The sequence below is a fragment of the Streptomyces enissocaesilis genome, from assembly GCF_039533765.1.
GTDB lineage: Bacteria > Actinomycetota > Actinomycetes > Streptomycetales > Streptomycetaceae > Streptomyces > Streptomyces enissocaesilis.
The window spans coordinates 59,394-84,342 of sequence record NZ_BAAAUD010000033.1; the positions used below are offsets into that span (position 1 = coordinate 59,394).

The following is a 24,949-nucleotide window of genomic DNA, read 5'->3' on the forward strand; positions in this document are numbered from 1 at the left end:
GTGCCAGACTCGCACCCATGAGCGAGCGCTGGGCCGTCGCCGCGACGGACGGGGGTGGGGCGCTGCTCGTGCCGCTGGGGCGGGACGGGCGGCCGGCCGGTGACGTGCGCGAGGAGCCCGATCTCGTGGCCGCGGTCGGCTCCCGGCCCGAGGTCGGGCGGTGGGTGTGGCGGTCCACCGCCGGGATCTATCCGCGCCTGCTCGCCGCCGGGGTGCGGGTCGAGCGGTGTTACGACATCGAGGACGCGGAGTCCCTGCTGCTCGGCCACGAGGGGCGGCACGGCGAGCCGCATTCGGCGGCGGCGGCCCGAGCACGGCTGCACGGTCTGCCCGTACCGCCCGATCCGCCGCAGCGCGCCGCCGAGCCCGGCTCGCAGTCCTCGCTCTTCGAGCCGCAGCCGGTGGCGGTGGCGTTCGAGGACCTGCTGGAGGTGTACGCCGATCAGCAGCGCAGGCACGGCGCGGCGGAGCACCCCGGCCGGATGCGGCTGCTGACGGCCGCCGAGTCGGCGGGGATGCTGGTGGCCGCCGAGATGAACCGGACGGGGCTGCCGTGGCGGGCGGACGTCCACCGGGCGCTGCTGGAGGAGCTGCTCGGCGAGCGGTACGCGGGCGGCGGCGAGCCGCGGCGCCTGGCGGAGCTGACGGACCAGGTGTCGGCGGCCTTCGGGCGACGCGTACGGCCGGAGCTTCCCGCGGACGTGATCAAGGCGTTCGCGCAGGCCGGGATCAAGATCGGGTCGACGCGGCGGTGGGAGCTGGAGGAGGTCGGCCATCCGGCGGTGGAGCCGCTCATCGCGTACAAGAAGCTGTACCGGATCTACACGGCGCACGGTTGGGGCTGGCTCCAGGACTGGGTGCGCGGGGGCCGTTTCAGACCCCAGTACCTGCCGGGCGGGACGATCACGGGCAGATGGGTCACCCATGGCGGCGGCGCGCTCCAGATCCCGAAGGTGATCCGGCGCGCGGTGATCGCGGACGACGGCTGGCGGCTCGTGGTCGCCGACGCGGACCAGATGGAGCCGCGCGTCCTCGCCGCGATCTCGCGCGACCCGGGGCTGATGGAGGTGGCGGGGCAGCCCGGCGACCTCTACAAGGCGGTGTCGGACCGGGCGTTCGCCGGTGACCGCGACATGGCGAAGCTCGCGGTGCTGGGCGCGGTGTACGGGCAGACGTCGGGGGACGGGCTCAAGAACCTCGCCGCGCTGCGAAGACGCTTCCCGCGTGCCGTCGCGTATGTGGACGACGCGGCGCGCGCGGGCGAGGAGAAGCGGCTCGTACGGACCTGGCTGGGGCGGACGTGCCCGCCTGCCGCGGGGTCGGGTGACGACGGTGACGGCAACGGTGAGGCGGGCATTCCGCAGGACGACGGCACGCCGGTGGCGGTGCAGCGCGACGGGGGGTTCACGCCGGGGTACGCGTCGGTGAACGCTCGCGCGCGGGGCCGTTTCACCCGGAACTTCGTGGTGCAGGGCAGTGCCGCCGACTGGGCGCTGTTGATGACGGCGGCGCTGCGGCAGAGCCTGAGGGCGGCGGGGCTCCGGGCGGAGCTGGTCTTCTTCCAGCACGACGAGGTGATCGTGCACTGTCCCGCCGAGGAGGCGGAGGCGGTCACGGAGGCGATCCGCGCGGCCGGTGATCTGGCCGGGCGGACCGCCTTCGGGGAGACGCCGGTGCGTTTCCCCTTCACGACGGCGGTCGTGGAGTGCTACGCCGACGCGAAGTGAGGAAATGTTTCACCTGTACGGCAGCTCATGACTCGGACGCCCATGGGTACTCGCCGCGCATGAGCGCACTCCAGAGCAGAACAACCGGTGAGATCGCGGGCTTCGCGGACCCCGTCGCCGCGAGTGACCTGGTCATCGGCATCGCGCCGTTCATCGCGGGCCTGGCCGTCGTGGCCGCTCTGACCGCCGCCGTGTGGTGGGGCATCCGGATCAGAAGCCGCGAACCGGCTCCTCCCACGCCCGAGGAGCAGCCGCACCGCCCGCCCGACGCGGAGCTGCCCGAGGACATGGAGTACCGGGAGCCCGACGAGGTGACGCCTGCGGAGGGCAGGCGGCTCCTGCCGCACGAGCTCAGGAACAGCGGGAACTCGTCCGGCAGGCACAGCGACAAGGACCCCCACGAGCGCCGGCAGTGGAGTGAGAACTCCGGCGGTTCGTTCGGCAGCGGGGGCCCCGGCGGCTGACTCGCCGGCGGACGGCACGGCGCCGGGCGTCAGCGGACCGGGAAGGCGGGGACCGGGCCGGTCCGGCCGGCCGGGCCACACGTGAAGACGGACGACACGACAGACGACAGAGCATCGAAGACGACAGAGCAACGAGAAGGAGCAACTGCATGACCACCCTGAAGAGCACCCTCCCCGAAGCTGCCCGCCAGACCACCGCGGACGCCCTCCAGGGGGCGCTGGTGGATCTCCTCGGTCTGTCGCTCCTGGCCAAGCAGGCGCACTGGACGATCGTGGGCCCGCGCTTCCGTTCCATCCACCTCCAGCTCGACGAGGTGGTGGCCTTCGCCCGTTCGTACGCCGACGTCGTCGCCGAGCGCTCGTCGGCCATCGGCGTCGCACCGGACGGCCGGGTCGAGACGGTCGCCAAGACCAGTGAGCTTCCCGAGCCCTCGAACGGCTGGAACCAGGACAACGACGTGGTGGCGCTGATCGTCGACACGCTCGGCACCATCGGCACCAGGATGCGCGAACGGATCGAGGCGACCGAGAAGGCCGACCCGGTGACCCAGGACATCTTCATCGGCCTCACCGCGGAGCTGGAGAAGCAGCGCTGGATGTTCCAGGCCGAGAACGGGTGACCTGGTCAGAGGCCTATACCGGACCTGACCAGTGAGGGAAGGCCCTACGACGCACCACGAGGCATAACACGACGTCTCGTGTTCGTACGGAAAATCTGCGGAAATCCGGGCGCGGCCGGAAGGCTTCCGGAAGGTTTCGGTGGGGCTCACCAGCTAGAACATCCGCTGAACATGTCTCAGGTGCCAAGAGGCCCTATCCGCTGTCTACGCGGATAGGGCCGAGTCGTTGCACGATAGAAAAAGCGACCGTCTGGGTACTGACTCAAGATCGATCGGACCTAACTGTTTGTCGAGTGCCAGCTCGACGAACGCCCCTGCCCGACTGGGTCATCGCCCGTTGCAGGGACCTTGGCCAGCGCATCGCTGAATCCCGGTGTCCCGCTCGCCGACCTCGTCAGGCAGTGAAGAACCCCGGCCGGCCGCCGCACGGCGCCGAACGACCGGGGCGGTGAGTCAGCCCTTCCGTGCGGGGACGACGAATCCCCTCACCGGCTCAGGCTCCGGGTCTCGCGAGTCCGGCTGCTGTGCGCGCTTCCACGCCGCGACCATTTCCGCGTACCGGGGGTCAGGACACCGCCGCCCGTCGGGGTTCCCGTGGGGACGGTGGCAGCGTTGCCGACGGCTACGACCCCGACACCGCCGCCGAGAGACGTGCTGTTGAGGGACAGGCTGGACGCGGACGCCGAGCCCCCGCGCGCGACCAGTCCCGGCCCGAGCGTGACGTTGCCGGTTGACCGGCTGACGGGGATCGGGTTGTCGAGGAACATGCCGTTGTCGTCATAGCGGGCGAGCTGGAGGTTCGCGCCCGCGTTGCTGCCGGTCTCGGACTCGTCTGTCGAGCGCAGCTTCCAGCGCCGGTACCGGGGGGCTCCCTCGGCGTCGCGAGAGAAGGTGATCGTCTTCTCTTGGCCGTTCGGGCTCGACAGCCGGAGGGAGCGAAAGGGACTCGTCGGCCCCGCCTGCTGGGCGCGTACCTGGACCGGGCGGAGCCGGGCAGCCCCGCCGGGGCGTGGGCGGGAGCCCCGGTCCGCCAGGTCCGCGCGGACGAAATGATGCGGCGCGCGCCCCTTCGTGCGTAGCTGGACGGGACCGCCCGAGAGGGACGACCGAGGGGGACGGAGGAGACGCGCCATGAGCCGTACGCCCTCGCAGGGGCCCGGCGCCGCAGGGTCCCCGGCAGCCGTGCCGGACCACACGTCCGGCCCGGGAGGGCTTGTCGTCCCGTACGGCCCGGACGGCGACGACGTGCCGGTCCTCTCGGTGTACGAGGACCCGCGCTGCCCGTACTGCGCGGCCATGGAGCGGTCCTCGGGCGCCGCGGTCCGCGCCTTCGCGGACGAGGGCCGGCTGCGCCTCGAATACCACTTCGCCACCTTCCTCGACGCCTCGCTGGGCGGCCGCGGCTCGAAGCTGGCACTGGGCGCGCTGGGCGCGGCGGCCGACGAGGGGCAGGCCGCGTTCAAGGGCCTCCACGAGGCGCTGTACGCGAACCAGCCCGCCGAGAGCGACGACGCGTACGGCGACACGGCCCATCTGCTGGTGGTCGCCGGGACGGTCGCCTGCCTGCCCTCCGAGGCGTTCAGGCAGGCGGTCGAGGACGGCACTTACCTCCCGTGGGCGGAGGCGGTGGCCGACGCCTTCGAGCGCGGCGGCGTACGCGGCACGCCCGCCCTGCGCCTGAACGGCCGCTCCCTGCACGCCTTCGACAAGGAGGGCCGGGCCCTGCCGGGCCCGGAGGTCGCCCAGCAGATCGAGCAGGCGCTGGCTCCCGGCCGCACGATCTGAGAGAGCCGACGGGCGGTTGTCAGTGGCGGGTGACAGGCTGTTCTGCAAGTCATGAGGTTTACGAGTTATGAGGATCTGCGACGAAAGGAAACGTCATGATCACCACTGACTTCGTGCCCGGTTCCCCCTGCTGGATCGATCTCGGCTCCCCCGACGTACCCGCCACGACCGCCTTCTACGGCTCGGTGTTCGGCTGGCAGTTCCAGAGTTACGCCCCCGACGCCCCGGACGCCTCCGACTTCGGCTTCTTCAAGCAGGGCGGCAGGACCGTCGCCGGAATCGGCCCGCTCACCGAGGAAGGCGCCCGGTCGGCCTGGATGATCTACTTCTGCACCCCGGACGCCGACGCCACCACCGAGGCCGTGGAGCGGTCGGGCGGCACGGTGCGGGTCGCCCCGACGGACGCCGAGGGCGAGGGCCGGATGGCTCAGTACACCGACCCGCAGGGCGGTCAGTTCGCCGCCTGGCAGCCGGGCAGGACCCGGGGCGTGGAGATCACCGACCAGCCGGGCAGCCTGTGCTGGACCGAGCTCTACACCACCGACTCGGCCGCGGCGAAGCAGTTCTACGGCGGCCTCTTCGGCTGGGAGACGCAGGACATGGAACTCCCGGGCGGAGGCGGGACGTACTCGATGATCGTTCCTTCCGGCCTCCCCCAGGAGCGCATGCACGGCGGCCTCATGCAGCTCCCCCCGGACGCACTCGCGCTGAACGGCGGCAAGCCCTACTGGCACCCGGTGTTCGCGGTCGAGGACTGCGACGCGACGGTCGCCAAGGTCACCGGGGGCGGCGGCAGCGTGCAGATGGGGCCGGAGGACGCCGAGGACGTGGGCCGGCTGGCCGTCTGTGTCGACCCGTCCGGCGCGGACTTCGTGGTGCTGGCCCCGGCCATGCCGGCCCCGGCCACTGCCTGAGGCGGTGCCCTGACACCTCGCGCGCAGAAGCAGAAGGGGACGGGAGGGAGGGGAGGAGACCGGGCCGGTGAGCCACCGGGCCGGTGAGCCACCGGCCCGGACCCGGGTGCGCTCAAGCAGCCACCACCACGACGACGGCGGCGTGCCGCCCGCCCCGTACGCCTCGCTGACCGGTACGAGCCGCAGGACTTCGGCTGCCGTCCCGCGGGCTGTCGTCCCGCGGTGTGCTCGTGCCTCGTCCGGCCGTCCCCGCGCCGCCGGATGCTTGTTTCTGTTCGTAACGCCGTTCCTGCGAACACCTATTGACATGTAACTGGCGACCCGACCAGAGTCAACTCCGCAAGTGATGCCGGTCACGTCACGAGGAGCGCTGTCGCCATGCCCGAAATCCCCGCAGTCTCACGTCGCCTGCTACTCGGAGGAACGCTGGCCACCGGAGCGCTCGCCGCCGGGATCGGCTCGGCCGGGAGCGCGTCGGCGGCGTCCGGGGCCGCCGCGTCCGAGGCATCCGACGTGTCCGCCGCGACGCCCGGCCGCAGACCGGGTCAGAAGTCGATGATCAACGTGCCCTTCGAGGTCCACAGGACCGTCCGCGTCGCAGTGATCGGACTCGGCAACCGGGGCTCCGGGATGACCCCCGGCTGGTCGGCCGTCCCCGGCTGCGTGGTGACCGCCGTCTGCGACATCCGCGCCGACCGCGCCAAGCGCACGGCCGACCGGCTGGCCGCCCAGGGCAAGCCGCGCCCCGCCGAGTACGGCGGCTCGGCCGGCTCGTACGCGGACATGCTCAAGCGCGACGACATCGACCTCGTCTACATCGCGACGCCGTGGGAGTTCCACTACGAGCAGGGCAAGGCCGCGCTGCTGGCCGGGAAGCACGTCGTCGTCGAGCTGCCCGTCGCGACCGAACTGAGCGAGCTGTGGGACCTCGTGGACACCTCGGAGCGCACCCGCAGGAACCTGATGCTGTCCGAGAACTGCAGCTACGGCCGCAACGAGCTGGCCATGCTCAAGGCGGCGCACGAGGGCCTGTTCGGCGACATCACCAACGGTCACGGCGGTTACCTGCACGACCTGCGCGCCCTGCTCTTCTCCGACACGTACTACACGGACTCCTGGCGCCGGCTCTGGCACACCCGCTCCACCGCGTCGTTCTACGCGATGCACGGGCTCGCCCCGGTCGCGGCGGCCATGGACATCAACCGCGGCGACCGGATGACCGTGCTGCGCGCCACCGCGACCGCGCCGAAGGGTCTCGCCGACTACCGCGAGCGCTTCGTGCCGAAGTCCCACCCCTCGTGGCGGGAGACGTACATCAACGGCGATCTGGTCACGTGCCTGATCGACACGGCCAAGGGCAGGGTCATCCGGGCCGAGCACGACGTGAGTTCGCCCCGGCCGTACAGCCGCATCAACTCACTCGCCGGCAGCCGCGGCATCTTCGAGGACTACGCCGGCGTCTCGTCGGCCGGGGGCGGCCGCATCTATGTCGAGCCGGACCACGGCGGTCACTCCTGGCGTGCCTTCGACGCCTACCGCAAGGAGTTCGACCACTGGCTGTGGAAGAAGATCGGCGACGACGCCGCGAACAACGGCGGCCACGGCGGCATGGACTACGTCCTGCAGTGGCGCACGGTGCAGCTGATGCGGGCGGGGCTGGTCCCGGACATCGACGTGTACGACTCGGCCGCCTGGTGCGCGCCGGTTCCGTTGAGCGTCATGTCCCTGGCGAACAAGGGGCGTCCGGTCGCGATACCGGACTTCACGCGGGGCGGCTGGGTCAATCTCCGTTCCGGCCTGGACTCGCGCGCCACCGAGATGCCCCCCGTTTCCTGAGGACGCGAAGCGTGAAGGAGGAGCAGGCCATGAGACCAGCGCGACTGATCAGACCGCTCGGAGCCGTGGCCGTGGCGGTGGCGGGAGCGGTCCTGCTCGTCCCCGCCCCGGCGGTGGCGGCCGCGCCACCGGAACCGGCGACGGCGACGGCGGCCGGGACCGGGACCGGGACCGAGGTGAGCGTCTCCCCCGTGGACCTCGACGGTCCGGCCGTCTCGACGGTGAAGGTGACCGTCAGGAACGGCGGCCCGCAGCGCATGCGTTCGCTGAAGGTGTCGTTCGCCGGACCGGCCGGGTGGGCGGTCCAGCCGTCCGCGCAAGCCGTGGACGGCTCCCTCGCGACGGGGGCCTCGGCCGGTGCGACGTTCCGGATCCAGGTGCCGGAGAAACGGCCGGGGTTCATGATCCGTACGTTCACGGCGACCGCGACGTACCAGGGCGGGGACGGCAGGGGCACGGCCACCGGCACCCGCGCCGAGCGCAGCGGAACACCGCGGGCGAGCCTGTCGGCGGCGTACAACAACGTGGCGATCACCGACGAGTCCGCGACGCGGGCCGGTGACTACGACGGCGGGGGCAACAGCTTCTCGGCGCAGAAGCTGGCGGCCGTCGGCCTGACGCCCGGGGCGAGGGTCGACGCCCTCGGGGCCGAGCTGACCTGGCCGGACGTGCCGGCCGGCACGAAGGACAACGTGGCGAGCTCCGGGCAGGCCGTCGCGCTGGGCGGCAAGGGCGGCAAGCTGGTGTTCCTCGGCTCCGGCGTCACCAGCGCCGCCACGGGCAGCGCCACGGTGTACTACACCGACGGGTCGTCCGGCACGGGGACGTTCGGCTTCCCCAACTGGTCGTTCGACCCGGTCACCGCGCACGGCGCGACGCTGGTCAAGTCGACCGACGGCCGCAACCGGCAGGACGGGTACGGCAACGCCGACGTGAAGTACAGCGTCTTCGCGCACTCGGTCCCGCTGGATCCGGCCAAGACGGTCGAGTTCGTGGTCCTGCCCTCGAACGCCGACGTCCACATCTTCGACATGGCGATCGCGCCCTGACCGCGTGCCGGTTCACCGGCGTGAAGCGCCTCTTCAGTGCGGTGTGCCGGGTCCCGTACCGCGCGGGCCGGGGCGGGTCCGCGAGCGGAAGGTGCGGCGGTAGGTGTACGGAGGCACGCCGACCGTGCGGTTGAAGTGCCGGCGCAGCGTGGTGGCGGGGACATCGGGCCGGGGCCGGGACAGCCCGACGACTCCGGCTCCAGAACCGTCGGTCCGGGACAGCGGGGTTTTCCGAACGGGCCCCGCCCCGGGGTCCGGACCCGGGCCGGGCCCCGGGGCGGGGCCTCCGGACCGCCGCGCCGTCCTCAGACGGCGATCACCTTGATCCCGGCGTCGGTGAGGCGGCCCGTCGCCTCGGCGGAGATGGCGGAGTCGGTCACCACGACGTCGATGCGGTCCAGCCCGCAGATCCGGGCGAAGGCGCGCTTGCCCATCTTGGACGAGTCGGTCACCACGATCACCCGGTGCGCGCGTTCGGCGAACAGCCGGCTGACGCCCGCCTCGTCCTCGTGGTGCGCCATGACGCCCAGGTCCGGGTCCACCCCGTCGACGCCGAGGACGACGACGTCCAGCACGACCTCGTTGAGTACGCCCATGGTCAGCGGCCCGACCAGCTCGTACGTCTGCGGGCGGGCCACCCCGCCGGTGACCACGATCTTGATCTGCGGCCGCACCGCCAGTTCGCCCGCGATGTTGAGCGCGTTGGTGACCACGGTCAGGACCGGACCGACGGGGGCGGGGACGGAGGCGGAGGAAGGGGCGGTGGCCGCGTCGCGCAGGCCGCTGCCGGTCCGCAGCGCCAGGGCCCGCGCCACTTCCGTCGTGGTCGTGCCGCCGTTGAGGCCCACCACTTCCCCGTCGGCGACCAGATCGGCCACGGCCGCGGCGATCCGCTGCTTCTCGGACGCGTGCCGGGAGGACTTGTAGCGCAGCGGCAGCTCGTACGACACCCCGTGCGCGATCGCGCCGCCGCGGGTCCGCACGAGCATCTGCTGCTCCGCGAGTTCGTCGAGGTCCCGGCGGATCGTCGCGGCGGAGACCTCCAGGGTGGTGGCCGCCTCCTCGACCTCCAGCCTCCCCCCGGCGGCCAGCAGTTCCAGCAGCGCGCTCCACCGCTCGTGTTTGGACATGCGGCCGGACTCCTTCGTGCCAGACGTGCGTGAAGGCGATGGTAGCCCGCCGGGGCGGCGCGGCCCCGGGGAGCGCACGGCCCCGCCGGGGGCCCGCGAGAGAGCCCGCAGGAGAGCCCCACCAGGGCGTCCTGGACTGCGTGTTCAGCTTCGTGGATACTTCGCCCCACGACAGACCAGCGCTCGAACCTGCTTGAAAGCCGACTGCTTTGAGCAGTTCCAATCATCGGGGAGTTCGTTCCATGTCCACCGCAGATTCCTCCCGCACCTCGGCCGAGATCGCCTCCCAGCCCGCCACCTGGGCCGAGGCGGCCGCGTCCCTCCCTCTCCACACGGACGCCCTGCCCCGCCGCGGCGAGCGCGTCGCCGTGATCGGCTGCGGCACCTCCTGGTTCATGGCCCAGGCGTACGCGGCACTGCGCGAGAGCGGCGGCCACGGCGAGACGGACGCCTTCGCCGCCTCGGAGTTCCCGTACCGCGACGGCTACGACCGGGTACTGGCGATCACCCGTTCCGGCACCACGACCGAGGTCCTGGAGGTCCTCCGGCGCGTGCGGGGCACCGTGCCCACCGGCGCGATCACCGCCGACCCGGCGACACCCGTCATGCGGGCGGCGGACGCCGTGGCCGTACTGGACTTCGCCGACGAGGAGTCGGTGGTGCAGACCCGCTTCGCCACCACCGTCCTCGCGCTCCTCCGCGCCCACCTGGAGGCCGAGGGCGCGCTGCCGGCCGGTGTGCGTCCGCTCGCGGAGGCGATCCGGGACGCCGGGCTCGCCGTCACCGTACCGCCGGCCGCCGAGGTGCTCGGCGCCGAGCAGTTCACCTTCCTCGGCACCGGCTGGACCTACGGTCTCGCACTGGAGGCGGGGCTCAAGATGCGCGAGGCGGCGGGCGCCTGGACGGAGGCGTACCCGGCCATGGAGTACCGGCACGGCCCGATCAGCATCACCGGCCCCGGCCGGGTGGCCTGGGTCTTCGGCGCGCTGCCGGCGGGGCTGGCGGACGACGTCCTGCGGGCCGGCGGCACGGTGGCCGCCGGCTCCCGGGGGGCGGCGGGCGACCTGGACCCGCTGGCCGACCTGATCCGCGTCCAGCGCCTGGCGGTCGCGCTCGCCGGGGCGCGCGGCTGCGACCCGGACAGGCCGCGCAACCTCACGCGGTCCGTGGTCCTGGAGGACACCGCCGCGTAACGCTCAGGACCGGCCCAGCGGGTACGCCGTACGGTCCCGCCAGCGGTCGCCGTCCCGGACGATCAGGTGGACCGCCCCGACCCGGGCGGTCAGCGGCAGGGCGGGCGCGCACTCGGCCTCCAGTGCGTCGTACGCGCGCTCCCAGGTCTCCGGGCCCTCGTGGTTGGCGAGCGTCAGATGAGGGTCGAGGCCCTCGCCGAACAGGCCCCGGTAGGGCACCGCTTCGGGCCAGCGGCCGGTGAGCTCCTTGGTGAGCGCCCGTACCGGATCGTGCGGCCGCGGGTCGAGGAAGAGGACGCCCGGATACCGGCCGAACCCGGCGAAGGACAGCTCGAAGGGGTCGTGCGAGCGGAACAGCTCCAGCAGCTCGCGGTGGACCGGACCGTCGATCCGGCTCTCGTGGAGGAACGGGTAGAGCACGGTGACGTGGGCGGGAAAACCGGCCCGGACGAGCGGATCGGCCTCGGGTACCTTGATGGTCAGGGCCGTGTCCCCGTCGACGTCCGGCCACCCCACTGTCCCGCCCCTCCCCCTGGTCTCCCCCGGTCGTTCCCGCGGGAGCCAAGGGAACCACAGGCGGCCCGGCCCCCGGCGCTCAGCCCCCGCCCCCGCGCTTGTCCCCGCGCCCGCCCCGGCGCCTGCGTACGGCCGCCAGTGCGCCGAGCAGCGCGCCCGCCGCGAGCACGACCAGGCCGCGGGTCCACACCTCGCGCTCGATCTGGGTCGCGAGGAGGAGGCAGGACACCGCACCGAGCACGGCGACCGGGACGGGTGTCCTGAAGTGGTCGTGGGCCACCGCGTCGCGGCGCAGCACGAGCACGGCCGTATTGACGACGAAGAAGACGACGAGGAGCAGCAGTACGAGGGTGGAGGCGAGCGCGGCCACGTCACCGGTGAGCGCGAGCAGGAGGGAGAGCGAGGTGGTGGCGGCGATCGCGGCCCAGGGGGTGCGGCGGCCGGGCAGCACCTTGGCCAGGAACCCCGGGAGGAGTCCGTCGCGTGCCATGCCGTACGCGAGCCGGGAGGACATGATGCCGGTGAGGAGCGCGCCGTTGGCGACCGCGACCAGCGCGATGAGGCCGAACAGCCGTGCCGGTACGCCCCCGGCGGCCTCGACCACTTCGAGCAGCGGTCCGCTGGACGCGGCGAGCGTCTTCGTGTCGACCGCCGCCGTGGCCGCGATGCCCACCAGTACGTAGACCAGACCGGCGGTGGCCAGCGCGCCGAACAGGGCGCGCGGGTAGGACCGCCGGGGGTCGCGGGTCTCCTCGGCGACATTGACGGACGTCTCGAAGCCGACGAAGGAGTAGAAGGCGAGGACGGAACCGCTCAGGACCGCCGCCGCGGGGCCGTGTCCGGGCGTACCGAGCTCGGTCAGTCTGCTCGGGTCGCCGTCGCCGCGCAGCACCACCCAGGCACCGAGCCCGACGACCAGCACCAGGCCGCCGACCTCGACGAGCGTGGCGACGGTGTTGGCCCGGGTCGACTCGCTGATGCCGCGGGCGTTGAGCAGGGCCAGGGCCGTCAGGAAGACCACCGCCACGAGCGCGACGGGCAGGGAGACGAAGGCGGTCAGGTAGTCCCCGCCGAATCCCCGGGCGAGGGCCGCGACGGAGACGACGCCCGCGGCGAGCATGCAGAAGCCCGCGAGGAAGCCGGCGAACGGTCCGTAGGCGAGGGTGGCGTAGTGCGAGGCACCGCCCGCACGGGGGTACTTCGTGGCGAGTTCCGCGTACGAGGACGCGGTCAGCAGGGCGAGGCCGAGCGCGACGGCGAGGGGCACCCACACGGCGCCGCCCGACTCGGCGGCGACCTGGCCCACCAGCACGTAGACGCCCGCGCCCAGCACATCGCCGAGGATGAAGAAGTAGAGCAGCCGTGTCGTCAGGGCCCGCTTGAGCGGGCCGCCCGGGGCCGGTCCCGGTCCCGGTGCCGATTCCTGTGCTGCTGTCCCGTACGAGGCCACGGCCTCCCTTTCTCTCCGCTTCTCCACCGGCCGCGTACCGCCGCCGTGACGCCCCGCTTCCGCGACGCCCCGCTCCTGCGGTACCCCGCTTCCGCGAGGCCACCGCCGCGAGGCAGCCGCGCTCCGCCCGTGCGCGACCGCACACGCCGGCGGACGGCGCCCCAGCCCCGGCGCTCTGCCGGATCCCCCACATCTCCGACACTCACCGCAACGAAAATGCGTCCGCAATCACGGTGCGTATTGAGCTGTTGTATCCGCATTGACTTTGCACCCCGTGTGGTGATCATTGGAAACATGTCTGCTGCCGCCCGCTGCCCGCATTCGACCAACGCGGTTCAGCCGCCCTCAGGTTGCGGACCATCCGGCTGTGGGTTCGAGGCGTCCCGCGTAGTCCCCGGGCATCACCCTTCCGCAGCCCGGGCACGGCACTGCCCGACCGTCCTGGAACACCCCCATCCACCTGCTGTTTTCAGCCACATCGCACAGGAGCGGCCAGCGGTGACCGAATGCCGCCGAGCAGACAACAGGGACAGGAACATGCAGTGACCCACCCGTTGTCCTTCAAACTGCTCGGACCACTGGAAATCTCAGCCGGCGGCGAGATGATCCGGGTGCGCAGCCCCCGGCAACGCGCGGTTCTGGCCATGCTGCTGCTCTCGCCCGACCGCGTCGTCTCGATAGCGTCTCTGACGGAAGCCGTGTGGCAGGGTGATCCGCCGACCACCGCACGCAACCAAATAGCCATTTGCATTACCACTCTCCGCAAAATATTCCGGGAAGCCGCTTCCGTCGAAGACCTCATTGAGACGAGGCACCCGGGTTACATCCTCAATTCGAAGAACTGCTACATCGATCTGCAGGACCTGAGCGAATCGGTCGCGTGCGCCCGCCTGGCCGCGGCGCACGACGAACAGGCCGACGAGGCCACCGCCCTCTTCGAGCACACCCTGGCCCTGTGGCGGGGTCCCGTCCTGGACGGGCTCACGGGGAGCAGGATCGACGACGCCGTCTCCCAGCTGTCCGAGTTCAGGCTGGACATCAGCGAGGAGTACGCCGCGCTGCAACTGCGCTCCGGCGGGCACCACTCGGTCATCACCCGGCTGACCGCGCTGGTCAAGGAACACCCGCTGCGCGAGCAGGCCAGGGTCCACCTCATGAACGCCCACAACCTGGCGGGCCGGCGCCCCGAGGCGCTCCAGGTGTACCGCGAGGGGCGCAGGGCCCTCGTCGACGAGCTGGGCATCGAGCCGGGGGCCGCGCTGCAGGAGCTCCACCAGCAGATCCTCCAGGACGCGAACGAGCTGGAGGGGTTCACCACCCAGCCCGCTCCGGCTCCGGCCCCCGCCTCCCCGGCGCCGGCCCCGCCCGCCCCGGCCGTCCACGCCCACGGCGCCGCCGTCGCCGTGCCCGCCCAGCTTCCGCTGCCCGTCACCGCGTTCACCGGCCGCGCGCCGGAGATCGCCACGCTCGACGGGCTGGTTCCCAGCGACGCCGACCGCGGTCCCCTGGCGGTCGCGGTCATCTCCGGGGTGAGCGGCATCGGCAAGAGCGCTCTGGCGGCGCACTGGGCGAACCAGGTCGCCGACCGGTTTCCCGACGGCCAGCTCTTCATCGACGTACACGGCTATCACGAGTTCGACCAGCCGCTGTCGCCCATGTCCGTGCTCGACCAGTCGCTGCGCGGGCTCGGGGTGCCCAGCGCGCAGATCCCCGCCCACCTGCAGGAGCGGTCCGCCCTGTACCGCAGCATCCTGAACAACAGGAAACTGCTCATCATCCTCGACGACGTGCGGTCGTTCACCCAGATCCAGCCGCTGCTCCCCGGGCGCGGCCAGTGCTTCGTACTGATCACCAGCCGTGATCCGCTGGACGAACTGACCAGCGACTACGCGGCGGTGCGGATCCCCCTGAAGGTCATGACCCCGGACGAGGCCGGCAGCATGCTCGCCACGGTGATCGGCGCCGAGCGGGTCGCCACCGACCCGGCGTCCGCGGAACGGCTCGTGGAACTGTGCGGCAGGCTGCCCCTGGCCCTGCGGATCGCCGCGGGCCGGCTGGCCACCCGGCCCCACTGGTCGCTGCGCCAGCTGACGTCGCGCCTGGAGGACCGGTGGCGCCGCCTGGACGTCCTGAGCCCGAACGACGGCGGGGTGAGAGCCGGTTTCTGGCTCAGCTACCGGGAGCTCTCCCCCGACGCCGCCCGGCTCTACCGAAGACTCGGCCTGCTCCCGGTGACCACCTTCGCCGCCTGGATGGGCGCCGCCGTCCTCGACGTCGGGACCGACCAGGCCGAGGACCTGCTGGAGCAACTCGTGGACGCCCAGCTGCTGGAGGTGTCCACCCTCGTGCCGGGAGCCCCCGTCCGCTTCCGGTTCCAGGAGCTGCTGCGGCTGTTCGCGTGGGAGCGTGCACACTCCGAGGACTCCGAGGCCGACCGGAACGTCACGATCGAGCGGGCCTACGCCGCCATGCTCACCCTGGCGGACACCGCGCACCAGCGGCTGTACGGCAAAGGGCATCTGACGGCCCACCGGCTGAGCCCGGACGCGGCGCTGCCCCCGGACACGGTCGCGGAACTGCTGGCCGACCCCCTGGAGTGGTTCGAGTCGGAGCGCACCTCCATCGTCGGCATGGTCGGCCACGCCGCGCAGAGCGGGGCGTCCGCCCACGCCTGGGGGCTGACCGCGCGCACCATGCCGCTCTTCGAGATGCGCAACTACCTGGAGGACTGGCAGCAGACCGCGCAGAGCGCCCTGGACGGGGCCCGCAGCGCGGGGGACGCCCCGGGTGCGACGATCATGCTGCGCTCGCTCGGCACCCTGGCGATCTACCAGCGGCGTTACGCGGAGGCCGACTCCCTCCTCTCTTCGGCGATGGACCTCCTGGAGCAGAGTGACGACCTGCACGAGCGGGCCATCGTGCTGCGCAACCTCGCGCTCTGCTCCCGCTTCAAGGGGGACCTGGACAACGCGGCCCGGCACTGCCGCGCGGCGCTCGACTGCTTCGGGCGGACGGACGATCCGACCAGCCGGTCCCACGCGCTCGGCCTGCTCGCGCAGATCGAGCTGGAGCGCGGGCGGACCGATCTCGGCATCACGCTGACGCGCGAGGCCATCAGGACGAGCGACGAGGCCGGCTCCGTACGGGGAAAGGCCCAGAACACCTACCGGCTCGCCGAGGCGTACCTGCGCGCCGGCGAGCTGGAGAGGGTCGAACGCGCCTGCCGGGAGGTCATCGAGCTGACCCGCGCACAGGGCGACCGCCTGGGCGAGGCCTACGCCCTGCGCGCCCTGGGTGAGGCGCAGTGGCGGCAGGACCGTTCCCCCGAGGCGGAGGTCACCCTGCGGGAGGCGCTGACCGCCGCCGAGGACGTCGGGGACCGGTTCCTCCAGGCCCGCATCGAAACCGACCGGGCCTGCGCCGAGGCCATCCGCGGTGACGCCGCGGCCGTCGCGCGGCTGCGGCGGGCCCACGAGATCTTCCGCTGCCTGGCCGCGACCTCGTGGGAGGAGCGCACCGCCCAGATCACGCACCTGATCGGCACGACACGGCAGGGCGCACGGGTCGACGCCGAGACACTGGCGGGGCTGCTGGGCACCCGCTAGCGGAGGCCGCGCGCCCGCCGGCGTCCGGCCGCGGCCCGGTTTCCCGCCGGGAAACCGGATCGAAAAGACGTCTTCCTACGATGCGCCAATGAACCTCACGGGCCCTGCGGGCAACGGCCTGCAGCTCATCCCCTTCCGCGGTCTGCGGTACGTCCCCGAACGGGTCAGCAGTCTCGCCGCCGTGACCTCGCACCCGTACGCCGCCGGGGCGGGCCCGGACGGCCCGCACCACCCGGACTCCGCCGACCCGCACCACATCGTGCGGCTGATCCTTCCGCGGGGGGCCACCCCCGCCGCCCGCGCCGAGCAGGCGGCGGCCACGCTCCGCCGCTGGCTGTCGGGGGGCGTGCTCGCGCCCGACCCCGAACCCGCGCTGTACGTGTGCGAGCAGCGGGGCGAAGGGCTCATGCAGCGCGGACTCGTCGGAGCGCTGCGGCTGTCCGAGCCCGCCGAAGGCATCGTCCACCCCCACGAGGCCGTGATGCCGCACGTCGTGGAGGACCGGGCCGGCCTCATGCGGGCGACCGCCGCCCACCTGGAGCCGCTGCTGCTGGCCTACCGCGGCTCCGGCGGGAGGGCCGGCGCCGTCATCGAACGCACCGTGCTGCGCCCGCCGCTCGTGACGACCACCACGCGGGACGGCGTCAGCCACCGGATGTGGGCCGTCACGGACCCGGTGGAGCTGGCGGAGATCGACGCCGACCTCTCCGGCCGGCAGGCGCTGATCGCGGACGGGCACCACCGCTGGGCGACCTACCTCCGGCTCCGGTCCGAGCAGCCCCGCTCCGCGGCCTGGGACTTCGGGCTCGTGATGCTGGTGGACACGGACCGCCACCCGTTCCAGGTACGGGCCATCCACCGCGTCCTGCGCCGGCTGCCGGTGGCCGAGGCCCTGTCGGCGGTCGAGGGCTCCTTCCGGGTCCGTCCGGCCGGGGCGTCCCTGCCCGCCGCCCTGGAGGCCCTGGGCGCGGCCGCCCGTGACGGCAACGCCTTCCTGCTCACGGGCGGCGCGGGTTTCCACCTCATCGACCGCCCCGATCCGGACCTGCTCGCCCGTACGGTCCCCGCCGACCGGCCCCGGGCGTGGCGGGCGCTGGACGCCGCGGTCCTGCACGCCACCCTGCTCGACCACCTCTGGAAGGTGCCGGACGGGCCGCGGGACATCGCGTACGTCCACGACGGCCGGGCGGCGGTCGACCACGCGCGGCGGGACGGCGGGACGGCGGTCCTGCTGCACCCGGTACGGGAGGAGACCGTCCGGGACCTGGCCGGCGAGGGGGTCACCATGCCGCGGAAGTCGACCTCGTTCGGGCCCAAGCCGGCCGCGGGCCTGGTGCTGCGGAGCCTCGCGCACCACTGAGCGCGGGGCGGCGCGCGAAGGGGCGGGCCCGTTCACGGGCCCGCCCCTTCGTCACCTCGTTCAGGAAGCGACCTCGGCCCTGGCCCCGGCCTCGGCGAGCAACGCGCCGACCTGGGGGTTCACCTGGAGGTACCGGCTCTCCAGCCGGCCCTGGAGGAACGTCTCGCGGATCGCCGCCCGCTGGATCTTGCCGCTCGTCGTCCGCAGGATCCCGCCGCGCCGGACCAGGACCACGGCCCCCGGCCGCACGCTGAAGCCGCGGGAGACGCCCGCCCCGATCCGGCCGGCCAGCTCCTTCAGGCCGTCCTGCGAGATCCCGCCGCGCACCTCGTGGGCCACGACGAGCTGCTCCTCGACCCCGCCCCCGGCGTTCTGGACGGGGACGACGAAGGCCGCACCGAACAGCCCGGTCAGGTCGCTCTCCTGCGCCCTGAGGAAGTGTTCGACGTCCTGCGGGTAGATGTTCCGGCCGCGCAGGATGATCAGCTCCTTGATCCGGCCGGTGACGTAGACCTCGCCGTCGTGGACGGTCCCCAGGTCGCCGCTCCTGACGTAACCGCCGTCCCCGTCCGCGGTCCGCACCCCGAAGGTCTCGCGGGTGGCGTCCTCGCGGCCCCAGTACCCCTGTGCGACGCTCCCGCCCCGGAGCCAGATCTCGCCGATCCGGCCGGCGGGCAGCACCTCCAGGGTCCGCGGGTCGACGATGCGTACGTCATAGGCCTTCGCCGACCCGCAGCTGACGACGTCGCGGCCGGGCTCCGCAGGGCTCACCGGGTGGAACTCGTGGCGCTCCAGGCGCTCCTCGTCGATGTGGCTGACGGTCAGCTCACGGGGGCCCGTCCCCGAGATGAACACGGTCGCCTCGGCCATGCCGTAGCACGGCGCCATGGTGTCGCTGCGAAAGCCCGCCGGGGCGAAGCGCTTGGCGAAGGCGGTCAGGGTGGACGCCTGGACCGGCTCGGACCCGTTGGCGGCAAACCTCCACCGTGACAGGTCCAGCTGGTCCAGCTGCTCGTCGGTGACCTGCCGCACGCACAGCTCGTACGCGAAGTTGGGCGCCGCGGACCAGGTGATGCCGTACCTGTCGATCATCTGGAGCCACCAGTGCGGCCGCTTCAGGAACGTGGTCGGGCTCATCAGCACGCAGGAGCCGCCCAGCAGCAGCGGGGGCAGCAGGATCGCCAGCAGTCCCATGTCGTGGTACTGCGGGATCCACGACCCGAAGCGGGTGGTCCTGTCGAGCCCGAAGGCCTCGCTGAGGATCTGCGAATTGTGCAGCAGGTTGCCCTGGTTGACCATCACCCCCTTGGGCGTGGAGGTCGACCCGGAGGTGTACTGGAGGAGTGCCAGGCTGTCGTGGTCCGCCGCGGGCATGCGCCAGGCCGCCGCGTGCGCGTCGGTGAACGCGGGACCGTCCGTGACGGCGCAGGCGATGCCGGCCGCCGGGTCCGACGCGGCCCAGTCCAGGACGGAGGGTGCGGCCGCCTCGCTGGTGAGGGTGACCGCGACGACGGCGTTCTCCACGATGGAGTCCACCCGGCGCCGCTGGTGCTGGTACTGGCCCGGCAGGGAGGAGGGGATGGCGACCATCCCCGCGTAGAGGCACCCCACGAACGCGGCGGCGAACTCCAGGCTCTCGGGATAGAGCAGCAGGACCCGGTCGCCCGGCGCGTACCGCTCCTGGAGCCATCCGGCTATCTTCCGCGCCTCGTGGTCCAGCCGGGCGTAGGACCAGGTCTCGGCGCCGTCCGGCGCGGAGGGATCGCGGACGAAGATCACCGCGGGCTCGTCCGGAGTGGCCAGCGCGTTCTCGCGGATGCGTGCCGTGGCGCTCGGAGCCTGCATGAGCTGGTGGTGCTGGGACATGGAACCCCCTGGGATGAAGTGGGCTGGAATGCGCGGACGCCGGTCGTCGGTACGGTCACCAGTCATCGGCCGCTCCCAGCGCCAGCAGCTCGTCCAGCTCGCCGGTGCCGACCAGGGCCGGTGCCGTCACCGGTGCGTCGACGTCCTCGACGGCGGCGCCGAGCAGGTGGACGTAGTGGTCCAGGAGCCGCTCGACGGTGTCCTCGTCGAACAGGTCCGTCGCGTAGCGGAACACCGCGGTGAGCGAGGACGCGCTCTGCCGCATCTCCACCGAGATGTCGAACTGGCCCTCCAGCTGCGGCACGTCGACGAGCGACAGGCGCAGTCCGGCGTACTCCGTCGACGTACCGGCCGCCGCGGCCTCGGTGACCCGCTGGAGCAGCGGCTCCAGACGGCCCGGTGCGACCATCGTGAAGGCCATCCGCACCGGTGGGCTGCCGGCGGCGTACCGGGCTTCCCCGGCCAGCAGGGCGTAGGGGTAGCCGATGTGCTTCATCGCCGACATCACCTGGCGCTGCGCCGACCCGGCCGCGTCCGCGAAGGTCGTCGAGGCCGTGAAGCGGGCCGGGAGGACCAGCGTGTTCACCAGGTACCCGACGACCTGCCGCATGCCGGGGCCGCTGCGGGTGGTCGTCGGGCAGCCGATGAGGAAGTCGGTCCGGCCCGTGTAGCGGTGGACGAGGGTCTGGAAGACGCTCAGCAGCAGGGCGAAACCGGTGACGCCCGTCCGCTTCGCCGTCTCCCGCAGCCTCGGCAGCAGCTCGTCGGGAACGCGCAGTTCGCGGGTGGCCCCGTTGAACACCCCGGGCCGGTCCTCGCCCCGCGGGCGGTCGGCGAGCAGCTCGGCGGCGTCGGCGCCCTCGGTGAACTCCTCCCAGAACGCCTGGAGCCTCTCGCGCCGGGGCCCGGCGAGCAGGTGCTGCTCCTGGGCCACGTAGTCGTCGTAACCGCGCTTCAGCGGTGGCAGCGGCGACGCGGAGTCCGCCGCGTACGCGTCGAGCAGTTCCTGGAGGAGCAGCCACTGCGAGGTGGCGTCGGTGACGATGTGGTGGGCGGAGACCACCAGCACGGCGTCGTCCGGCGCGACGCGCAGCAGCAGCGCCCGGCAGGTCCCCTGCCCGGTCAGGTCGAACGGGGTGTCGCCGAACTCCCTCACCAGCCGCGCCAGTCGGTCGTCGTCGGCGGCGGCCTCCGGCGCCTCGCGCACCTCCAGGGCGACCAGGTCCGGCGGCCCGACCAGCCGCCGGGGGCCGGCCGGGGTGTCCGCGAAGGTGGAGCGCAGGACGTCGTGGCGGTCCACCACGGAGCGCAGGGCGCGGCGGACCCGCCCCTCGTCGAGCGGGCCGCGGATCCGCAGGGCGGCCTGGACGTTGTACGCCGGACTGTCGGGCGCCATCCAGTACAGGAACCAGAGCGCCTCCTGCCCGATGGACAGCGCCCTGGCGGCGGGTCCGGTCCCCGCCATCAGCGGGCGCCGAGTTCGGAGTGGATGTGGGCCGTGAGCGCGTCGACGGTGGGGTGGTCCCAGGCGAGGGTCGCCTCGACGAGGATGCCGTACTCGTCCTCGACGTCACCGCACAGGGTGAGGGCGTAGACGGAGTCGAGGCCGATCTCGACGAGCAGGTCGTCCGGGGCGATCTCCTGCGGGGTGACGTCGAGGAAGTACGCGACCCGCTCGGTGAGCCAGGTGCGGATGGTCTCGACGGTCGCCGCGGTGCTGATGGCCTCGACGGTCGCCGCGGTGGTGAGGTCGGACATGAGAAGACTCCTTGAGATGTGCAGGGTGTGGAAATTGGTGGGGAAGGGTTTCTGGTCCGGGTACGGATACGGGCCCGGGGCCGGGGCCGGACAGGTTCTGGGGTCAGGCGAGCGAGAGTTGCGGACGGCCGAGGTCGTAGCCCTCATGGCTTTCCTCCCTGGAGATCAGTTCCTCGAAGAGCCGTCGCTCCGTCGGGGCGGGCAGCTCGCCCACGTCGTGGCCGAGGCGTGCGGCGATCCTGGACAGGACGCCGGTCAGCCAGTCGGGGTCGCGCAGGAACGCGTCGTCGCTGTGCTGGTTGTCCTGCCAGACGCCGATGCAGGCGGCGGCCATGGCGAGCTGGGCGTACCGGTCGGCCAGGGCGAAGCCGGCCCGGCCCGCGACCACCGAGTGCTCCCTCGGCGGCAGCGCGAGGCAGCGCTCGCGCAGGTCCGCCAGGTCCGCGCGCAGCAGGCCGGTCAGCCGTGTCGTGGCCGTGGGCAGGAGCGCCTCGGCGCTCGGGTGGCCGAGCATCGCGGTGAGGTGGTCGGCTCCCCGGGAGGTGAGTTCCAGGGCCTGGTAGTCGATGTCGTCCAGCGGGGCGTCGAGCCGGAACAGCTCCGCCGGCGGGCGCTGGGCCCGCAGCCAGCTGGTGGCGGCGAGCCGGGGCAGCTGGGGCAGCATCGTCGCCTGGCACACGGAGGCGTTGGCGTGGGCGAAGGTGATGGCGGGCAGGTCGCGGGCGAACTTCTGGAAGACGCCGTACGTACCGTCCCGCAGGTAGGAACCGGCCCCCAGCACCGTGCCCAGGGCGTGCGAGGACCGGTGGAGGACCTTGGGCACCAGGTACTTGTTGGCCGCGGTCAGGACACTGGTCTGGCCGGGCAGGACGTGCAGGGCGCGGCAGGCCACGGTGGACAGGCAGTCGCCGGCCAGCAGGTCGAGGAAGGCGCCGACCAGCGTGGACCTGGCGTGCGGCAGGTCGGCGACCCGGCGCCCGTACAGCCGGCGGTCGAGCGCGAAGCGGGTGACCGTGCGCAGCAGGGTGTCCGAGGTGCCGACCATCATGCCCGGCAGCACCGCCCGGGTGGTCTGGAAGGCGCGCAGTACGGTCTCCATCGCCCCGCCGGGCGGGCCGATGTGCGCGTCGGCGGGGACGGGGTAGTCGGTGAACTCGGCGCCGCCGATGAGGCAGCCGCGCAGGCCCACGGTGGGGTACCGGAAGTCGCGCCGGACCCGGTCGGCGGGACCGTCCGCCAGGTCCACGAACAGGTGCGAGTGGCTGCGGTTGCCCGGGCCGTCGCCGGTGCGGGCGAGCAGCACGACGGCGTCCGCCCGGCCGATGTTGTTGACGATCTGCTTGCGGCCGTTGATCAGGATCCGGTCGCCGTGCGGGGCGGCGGCGAGGTCGGTACGGGTGAAGTCGTTGCCGTGGGCCAGTTCGTTGTAGCCTGCCGCCGTCCTGCCGCCGCCGAGCAGGATCTCGGCCATCCGCCGCTGCTGCCGGTCGTTGCCGGAGGTCCACACGGCGGACCCGGAGATGTAGTTGGTGAAGCCGTACCCGAGCGCCAGGGTGGGGTCGCGCCGGGAGACCGTGCGCATCATGAGCATCAGGCGTTCGATGCCGCCGAGCCGCCCGCCCAGCCGCTTGGGCACGTACTCGGCGTTGAACCCGTAGGCGTCCAGGGCCTTCTCGCCCTCGGGCAGGATCTCGGCGCGCTCGTCCGCCTCCAGTACGGACCGGAAGCCCAGCGGATTGTCCGGGTCGTCGGCGTTGCCCAGCGCGCTCTCCAGCGCGGCCGGTCCGCCGGTCTCTGCGGCTGTCTCGGTCATGACGTCTCCAGGAGCTGTGACGCGGAGGGGAGGGCGGAGGGGGAGACGGCCAGCGGGAAGGAGAGCAGGGAGAACATCTCGCCCGTCCGGTACTGGTCGAGGAGCAGGGGCATCAGCCGGTCGAGCACGGCCGTGGAGTCGGCCGCGGGCCGGCCGTCCCCGGCGGCCGCGGGCAGGACCCCCGGAGCCAGGCGTTCGAGGAGGCGGCTCAGGCATGCCTCCAGCCACAGGCCGTCCTGCCACAGTCCGGCGACGGCCGCGGTGTCCCGCGCCACCCGGTCCCGGTTGCGCAGCCACACCTGGAGGCAGGCGGCCGCGGCCGTGCACAGGGTGTAGCGGTGGGCCAGCGAGAAGGCGGGGGCGGGGACGTCCCGGGGGGTGGGGCGGTGGGACGCCATCTGCCGGTGCGTCTCGTCGGTGATCTCCAGTACGTCCTCGGCCAGGGCCAGCAGCGTCTCGGGGACCTCTCCGCCGGCGGCGAGCCCGCGCAGCTCGGCGACGCTCTGCGGCAGGGCGGCGGTGACGCTGTTGCCGGTGCGTGAGGTCAGGTCGAGGCGGGTCGGGTCGAAGTCGGGGACCGGGGTGCTCAGGGTCGCCGCGACGGCCAGTCCCTCGGGGTCCGTCCGCTCCGCCCGGTAGCCCCGTGCGAGTACGCCGAACTGGTTGATCAGGGCGTTCAGGTTGACCAGGCTGTTGCCGTCGAAGATGCCGACGATCCGGTGGTCGCGCTCCAGCTTGGCGAAGGCGCCGTGCGCGTACTCCTCGCTGAGGAAGGACCGCGCGCCCAGGAACTGGCCCATGCTGGAGACGAGTTCGTCGACCGTGCTCGGCACGAGGTACTTCACCGCGCTCGACGTCACGCTCATCTCCTCGGTGAGCGCGTGGGCTCCGCGGCCGGCCACCAGGGTGACGGCCTCCATGGCGAGCAGGTCTGCGTACGCCTCGGTCAGGGTGCGGTGCGCCTGCGGCAGGTCGATGAGCCGCTTCCCGTACAGCTCGTGCTCCAGGCCGAACTCCGTCGCGATCCGCAGGGCCCGGTCGGCCGCGCCGAGCGACAGGGCTGCGCAGATCGTGCGGGTGATCTGCAGGCTCCGCAGGACGATCTCGATGCCCTGCCCCTCCTCCCCGATCAGGGCGCCGGCCGGGACGCGGGCGTCGGAGAACGCGATGCCGCTGATGTCCGCGCCCCGGATGCCGTGGGTGCGGGCGGCGGGCAGGCAGGTGTACGTGCCGGGGGCGAGCTCCGCCTTGTCGACGAGCAGCAGGCTGTAGCCGCGGGTGCCGCCCTCCGGTGCGGTACGGGCGAGGACGCAGACCAGGTGGGACCGGGTGGCGTTGTTGATCAGCCACTTCTCCCCGTCGAGCCGGTACCCGTCCCCGGTGGCGGTGGCGGTGAGACCTCCGGACAGCAGGTCGCTGCCGTGCTCGCGCTCGGTGAGGCCCCAGGAGACCACGGCGCCCGCCGCCACCCGCTCGCCGAGCGCCCGGGCCTGGGCCGCCGTGCCGCCGACCCAGGTGCTCACCGCGCCCAGGTAGGTCTTGGTGTGGGCGATCGCCACCGTCAGGTCGCGGCGGGCCACCACGCGGACGAGCTGGAGCAGGTCCTCGTAGCTCCGCAACGCCCCGCCGTGGCGCGCGGGCACGTAGTGGGCGGGCAGTTCCCGCGCGTCGAGCAGACGCACCGCGTCCTCGGGGAACGCCTCCAGCGCGTCGAGTTCACGGAGCCGGCCCGCGAAGAAGGGCAGGTCGGGGCGGTGGGGATCGCCCAGGTCCTGGTCGAATCCGCCGGCCAGGTCGTACGGCGCGTAGCGGGTCGGCCGGTCCGGTACAAGCTGAGGTTTCGTCACAACTCCACCTGGATCT

General features: G+C 72.7%; 19 protein-coding genes. 10 read left to right on the forward strand and 9 right to left on the reverse strand.

Annotated features, from left to right (window positions below; translation table 11 throughout):
• Positions 1 to 17: 17 nt before the first annotated feature.
• The 3 genes from ABD374_RS15115 to ABD374_RS15125 all read left to right on the forward strand — a co-directional run bounded on the left by ABD374_RS15115 (position 18) and on the right by ABD374_RS15125 (position 2,811).
• A complete protein-coding gene (locus ABD374_RS15115) occupies positions 18 to 1,727 on the forward strand; it encodes a bifunctional 3'-5' exonuclease/DNA polymerase (RefSeq protein WP_344495368.1) in 1,710 nt (569 codons plus the stop codon).
• Positions 1,728 to 1,786: 59 nt separating this feature from the next.
• Positions 1,787 to 2,191: a DUF6479 family protein gene (locus tag ABD374_RS15120; protein ID WP_344495370.1), complete on the forward strand. Its 405-nt coding sequence runs from the start codon at positions 1,787 to 1,789 to the stop codon at positions 2,189 to 2,191.
• A gap of 149 nt (positions 2,192 to 2,340) precedes the next feature.
• Positions 2,341 to 2,811, forward strand: a complete 471-nt coding sequence (locus ABD374_RS15125) for a Dps family protein (RefSeq protein ID WP_344495372.1) — start codon at positions 2,341 to 2,343, stop codon at positions 2,809 to 2,811.
• Positions 2,812 to 3,296: 485 nt separating this feature from the next.
• On the opposite strand, the gene ABD374_RS15130 is transcribed toward ABD374_RS15125, so the two are convergent.
• Entirely contained in the window at positions 3,297 to 3,944 is a 648-nt protein-coding gene (locus ABD374_RS15130) for a hypothetical protein (RefSeq protein ID WP_344495374.1), read from the reverse strand.
• Between ABD374_RS15130 and ABD374_RS15135 the strand changes: the two genes are divergently transcribed.
• The 4 genes from ABD374_RS15135 to ABD374_RS15150 all read left to right on the forward strand — a co-directional run bounded on the left by ABD374_RS15135 (position 3,943) and on the right by ABD374_RS15150 (position 8,395).
• Positions 3,943 to 4,596, forward strand: a complete 654-nt coding sequence (locus tag ABD374_RS15135) for a DsbA family protein (protein ID WP_344495375.1) — start codon at positions 3,943 to 3,945, stop codon at positions 4,594 to 4,596. The genes ABD374_RS15130 and ABD374_RS15135 overlap by 2 nt on opposite strands.
• 95 nt (positions 4,597 to 4,691) lie before the next feature.
• Positions 4,692 to 5,510, forward strand: coding sequence for a VOC family protein (locus ABD374_RS15140; protein ID WP_344495377.1), 819 nt, complete (start codon positions 4,692 to 4,694; stop codon positions 5,508 to 5,510).
• 378 nt (positions 5,511 to 5,888) lie between these two features.
• Positions 5,889 to 7,346, forward strand: coding sequence for a Gfo/Idh/MocA family protein (locus ABD374_RS15145; RefSeq protein WP_344495378.1), 1,458 nt, complete (start codon positions 5,889 to 5,891; stop codon positions 7,344 to 7,346).
• Positions 7,347 to 7,375: 29 nt separating this feature from the next.
• A complete protein-coding gene (locus ABD374_RS15150; protein WP_344495380.1) occupies positions 7,376 to 8,395 on the forward strand; it encodes an NEW3 domain-containing protein in 1,020 nt (339 codons plus the stop codon).
• 305 nt (positions 8,396 to 8,700) lie between these two features.
• Here the strand turns inward: ABD374_RS15150 and ABD374_RS15155 are convergent, their stop codons facing one another.
• A complete protein-coding gene (locus ABD374_RS15155; RefSeq protein ID WP_344495382.1) occupies positions 8,701 to 9,525 on the reverse strand; it encodes a DeoR/GlpR family DNA-binding transcription regulator in 825 nt (274 codons plus the stop codon).
• A gap of 242 nt (positions 9,526 to 9,767) precedes the next feature.
• Between ABD374_RS15155 and ABD374_RS15160 the strand changes: the two genes are divergently transcribed.
• On the forward strand, positions 9,768 to 10,718 hold the full coding sequence (locus ABD374_RS15160; RefSeq protein WP_344495384.1) for an SIS domain-containing protein: 951 nt from the start codon (positions 9,768 to 9,770) through the stop codon (positions 10,716 to 10,718).
• A gap of 3 nt (positions 10,719 to 10,721) precedes the next feature.
• Here the strand turns inward: ABD374_RS15160 and ABD374_RS15165 are convergent, their stop codons facing one another.
• The gene (locus tag ABD374_RS15165; protein WP_344495386.1) at positions 10,722 to 11,234 is read right to left on the reverse strand and encodes a 2'-5' RNA ligase family protein; all 513 of its coding nucleotides are present in this window, start codon (positions 11,232 to 11,234) and stop codon (positions 10,722 to 10,724) included.
• Between the two features lie 79 nt (positions 11,235 to 11,313).
• Complete coding sequence (locus tag ABD374_RS15170; protein WP_425577245.1) at positions 11,314 to 12,684, reverse strand: APC family permease; 1,371 nt, start codon at positions 12,682 to 12,684, stop codon at positions 11,314 to 11,316.
• Between the two features lie 542 nt (positions 12,685 to 13,226).
• Here ABD374_RS15170 and ABD374_RS15175 point away from each other — a divergent pair.
• Together ABD374_RS15175 and ABD374_RS15180 are read left to right on the forward strand one after the other, a co-directional pair.
• Positions 13,227 to 16,289 carry an AfsR/SARP family transcriptional regulator gene (locus tag ABD374_RS15175; protein WP_344495388.1) on the forward strand — a complete coding sequence of 1,021 codons (3,063 nt, stop codon included), beginning with the start codon at positions 13,227 to 13,229 and terminating at the stop codon, positions 16,287 to 16,289.
• Positions 16,290 to 16,377: 88 nt separating this feature from the next.
• Entirely contained in the window at positions 16,378 to 17,649 is a 1,272-nt protein-coding gene (locus tag ABD374_RS15180; protein WP_344495390.1) for a DUF1015 family protein, read from the forward strand.
• A 60-nt stretch (positions 17,650 to 17,709) separates the two neighbouring features.
• Here the strand turns inward: ABD374_RS15180 and ABD374_RS15185 are convergent, their stop codons facing one another.
• The 5 genes from ABD374_RS15185 to ABD374_RS15205 all read right to left on the reverse strand — a co-directional run bounded on the left by ABD374_RS15185 (position 17,710) and on the right by ABD374_RS15205 (position 24,933).
• Positions 17,710 to 19,515, reverse strand: coding sequence for a fatty acyl-AMP ligase (locus tag ABD374_RS15185; RefSeq protein WP_344495391.1), 1,806 nt, complete (start codon positions 19,513 to 19,515; stop codon positions 17,710 to 17,712).
• 55 nt (positions 19,516 to 19,570) lie between these two features.
• On the reverse strand, positions 19,571 to 20,980 hold the full coding sequence (locus tag ABD374_RS15190; protein WP_344495393.1) for a condensation domain-containing protein: 1,410 nt from the start codon (positions 20,978 to 20,980) through the stop codon (positions 19,571 to 19,573).
• Positions 20,980 to 21,273 carry an acyl carrier protein gene (locus ABD374_RS15195; protein ID WP_344495395.1) on the reverse strand — a complete coding sequence of 98 codons (294 nt, stop codon included), beginning with the start codon at positions 21,271 to 21,273 and terminating at the stop codon, positions 20,980 to 20,982. The genes ABD374_RS15190 and ABD374_RS15195 overlap by 1 nt, the downstream gene beginning before the upstream one ends.
• Positions 21,274 to 21,376: 103 nt before the next feature.
• Positions 21,377 to 23,086, reverse strand: coding sequence for an acyl-CoA dehydrogenase family protein (locus ABD374_RS15200; RefSeq protein ID WP_344495397.1), 1,710 nt, complete (start codon positions 23,084 to 23,086; stop codon positions 21,377 to 21,379).
• Complete coding sequence (locus tag ABD374_RS15205) at positions 23,083 to 24,933, reverse strand: acyl-CoA dehydrogenase family protein (protein WP_344495399.1); 1,851 nt, start codon at positions 24,931 to 24,933, stop codon at positions 23,083 to 23,085. Before ABD374_RS15205 ends, ABD374_RS15200 begins: the two co-directional genes overlap by 4 nt.
• Positions 24,934 to 24,949 lie beyond the last annotated feature (16 nt).

Excerpts from the sequence above, each read along its gene's own strand:
- ABD374_RS15115 (WP_344495368.1), top strand. The coding sequence starts at position 18 with ATGAGCGAGCGCTGGGCCGTCGCCGCGACGGACGGGGGTGGGGCGCTG.
- ABD374_RS15120 (WP_344495370.1), top strand. The coding sequence starts at position 1,787 with ATGAGCGCACTCCAGAGCAGAACAACCGGTGAGATCGCGGGCTTCGCG.
- ABD374_RS15125 (WP_344495372.1), top strand. The coding sequence starts at position 2,341 with ATGACCACCCTGAAGAGCACCCTCCCCGAAGCTGCCCGCCAGACCACC.
- ABD374_RS15135 (WP_344495375.1), top strand. The coding sequence starts at position 3,943 with ATGAGCCGTACGCCCTCGCAGGGGCCCGGCGCCGCAGGGTCCCCGGCA.
- ABD374_RS15130 (WP_344495374.1), bottom strand. The coding sequence starts at position 3,944 with ATGGCGCGTCTCCTCCGTCCCCCTCGGTCGTCCCTCTCGGGCGGTCCC.
- ABD374_RS15140 (WP_344495377.1), top strand. The coding sequence starts at position 4,692 with ATGATCACCACTGACTTCGTGCCCGGTTCCCCCTGCTGGATCGATCTC.
- ABD374_RS15145 (WP_344495378.1), top strand. The coding sequence starts at position 5,889 with ATGCCCGAAATCCCCGCAGTCTCACGTCGCCTGCTACTCGGAGGAACG.
- ABD374_RS15150 (WP_344495380.1), top strand. The coding sequence starts at position 7,376 with ATGAGACCAGCGCGACTGATCAGACCGCTCGGAGCCGTGGCCGTGGCG.
- ABD374_RS15155 (WP_344495382.1), bottom strand. The coding sequence starts at position 9,525 with ATGTCCAAACACGAGCGGTGGAGCGCGCTGCTGGAACTGCTGGCCGCC.
- ABD374_RS15160 (WP_344495384.1), top strand. The coding sequence starts at position 9,768 with ATGTCCACCGCAGATTCCTCCCGCACCTCGGCCGAGATCGCCTCCCAG.
- ABD374_RS15180 (WP_344495390.1), top strand. The coding sequence starts at position 16,378 with ATGAACCTCACGGGCCCTGCGGGCAACGGCCTGCAGCTCATCCCCTTC.
- ABD374_RS15185 (WP_344495391.1), bottom strand. The coding sequence starts at position 19,515 with ATGTCCCAGCACCACCAGCTCATGCAGGCTCCGAGCGCCACGGCACGC.
- ABD374_RS15190 (WP_344495393.1), bottom strand. The coding sequence starts at position 20,980 with ATGGCGGGGACCGGACCCGCCGCCAGGGCGCTGTCCATCGGGCAGGAG.
- ABD374_RS15195 (WP_344495395.1), bottom strand. The coding sequence starts at position 21,273 with ATGTCCGACCTCACCACCGCGGCGACCGTCGAGGCCATCAGCACCGCG.
- ABD374_RS15200 (WP_344495397.1), bottom strand. The coding sequence starts at position 23,086 with ATGACCGAGACAGCCGCAGAGACCGGCGGACCGGCCGCGCTGGAGAGC.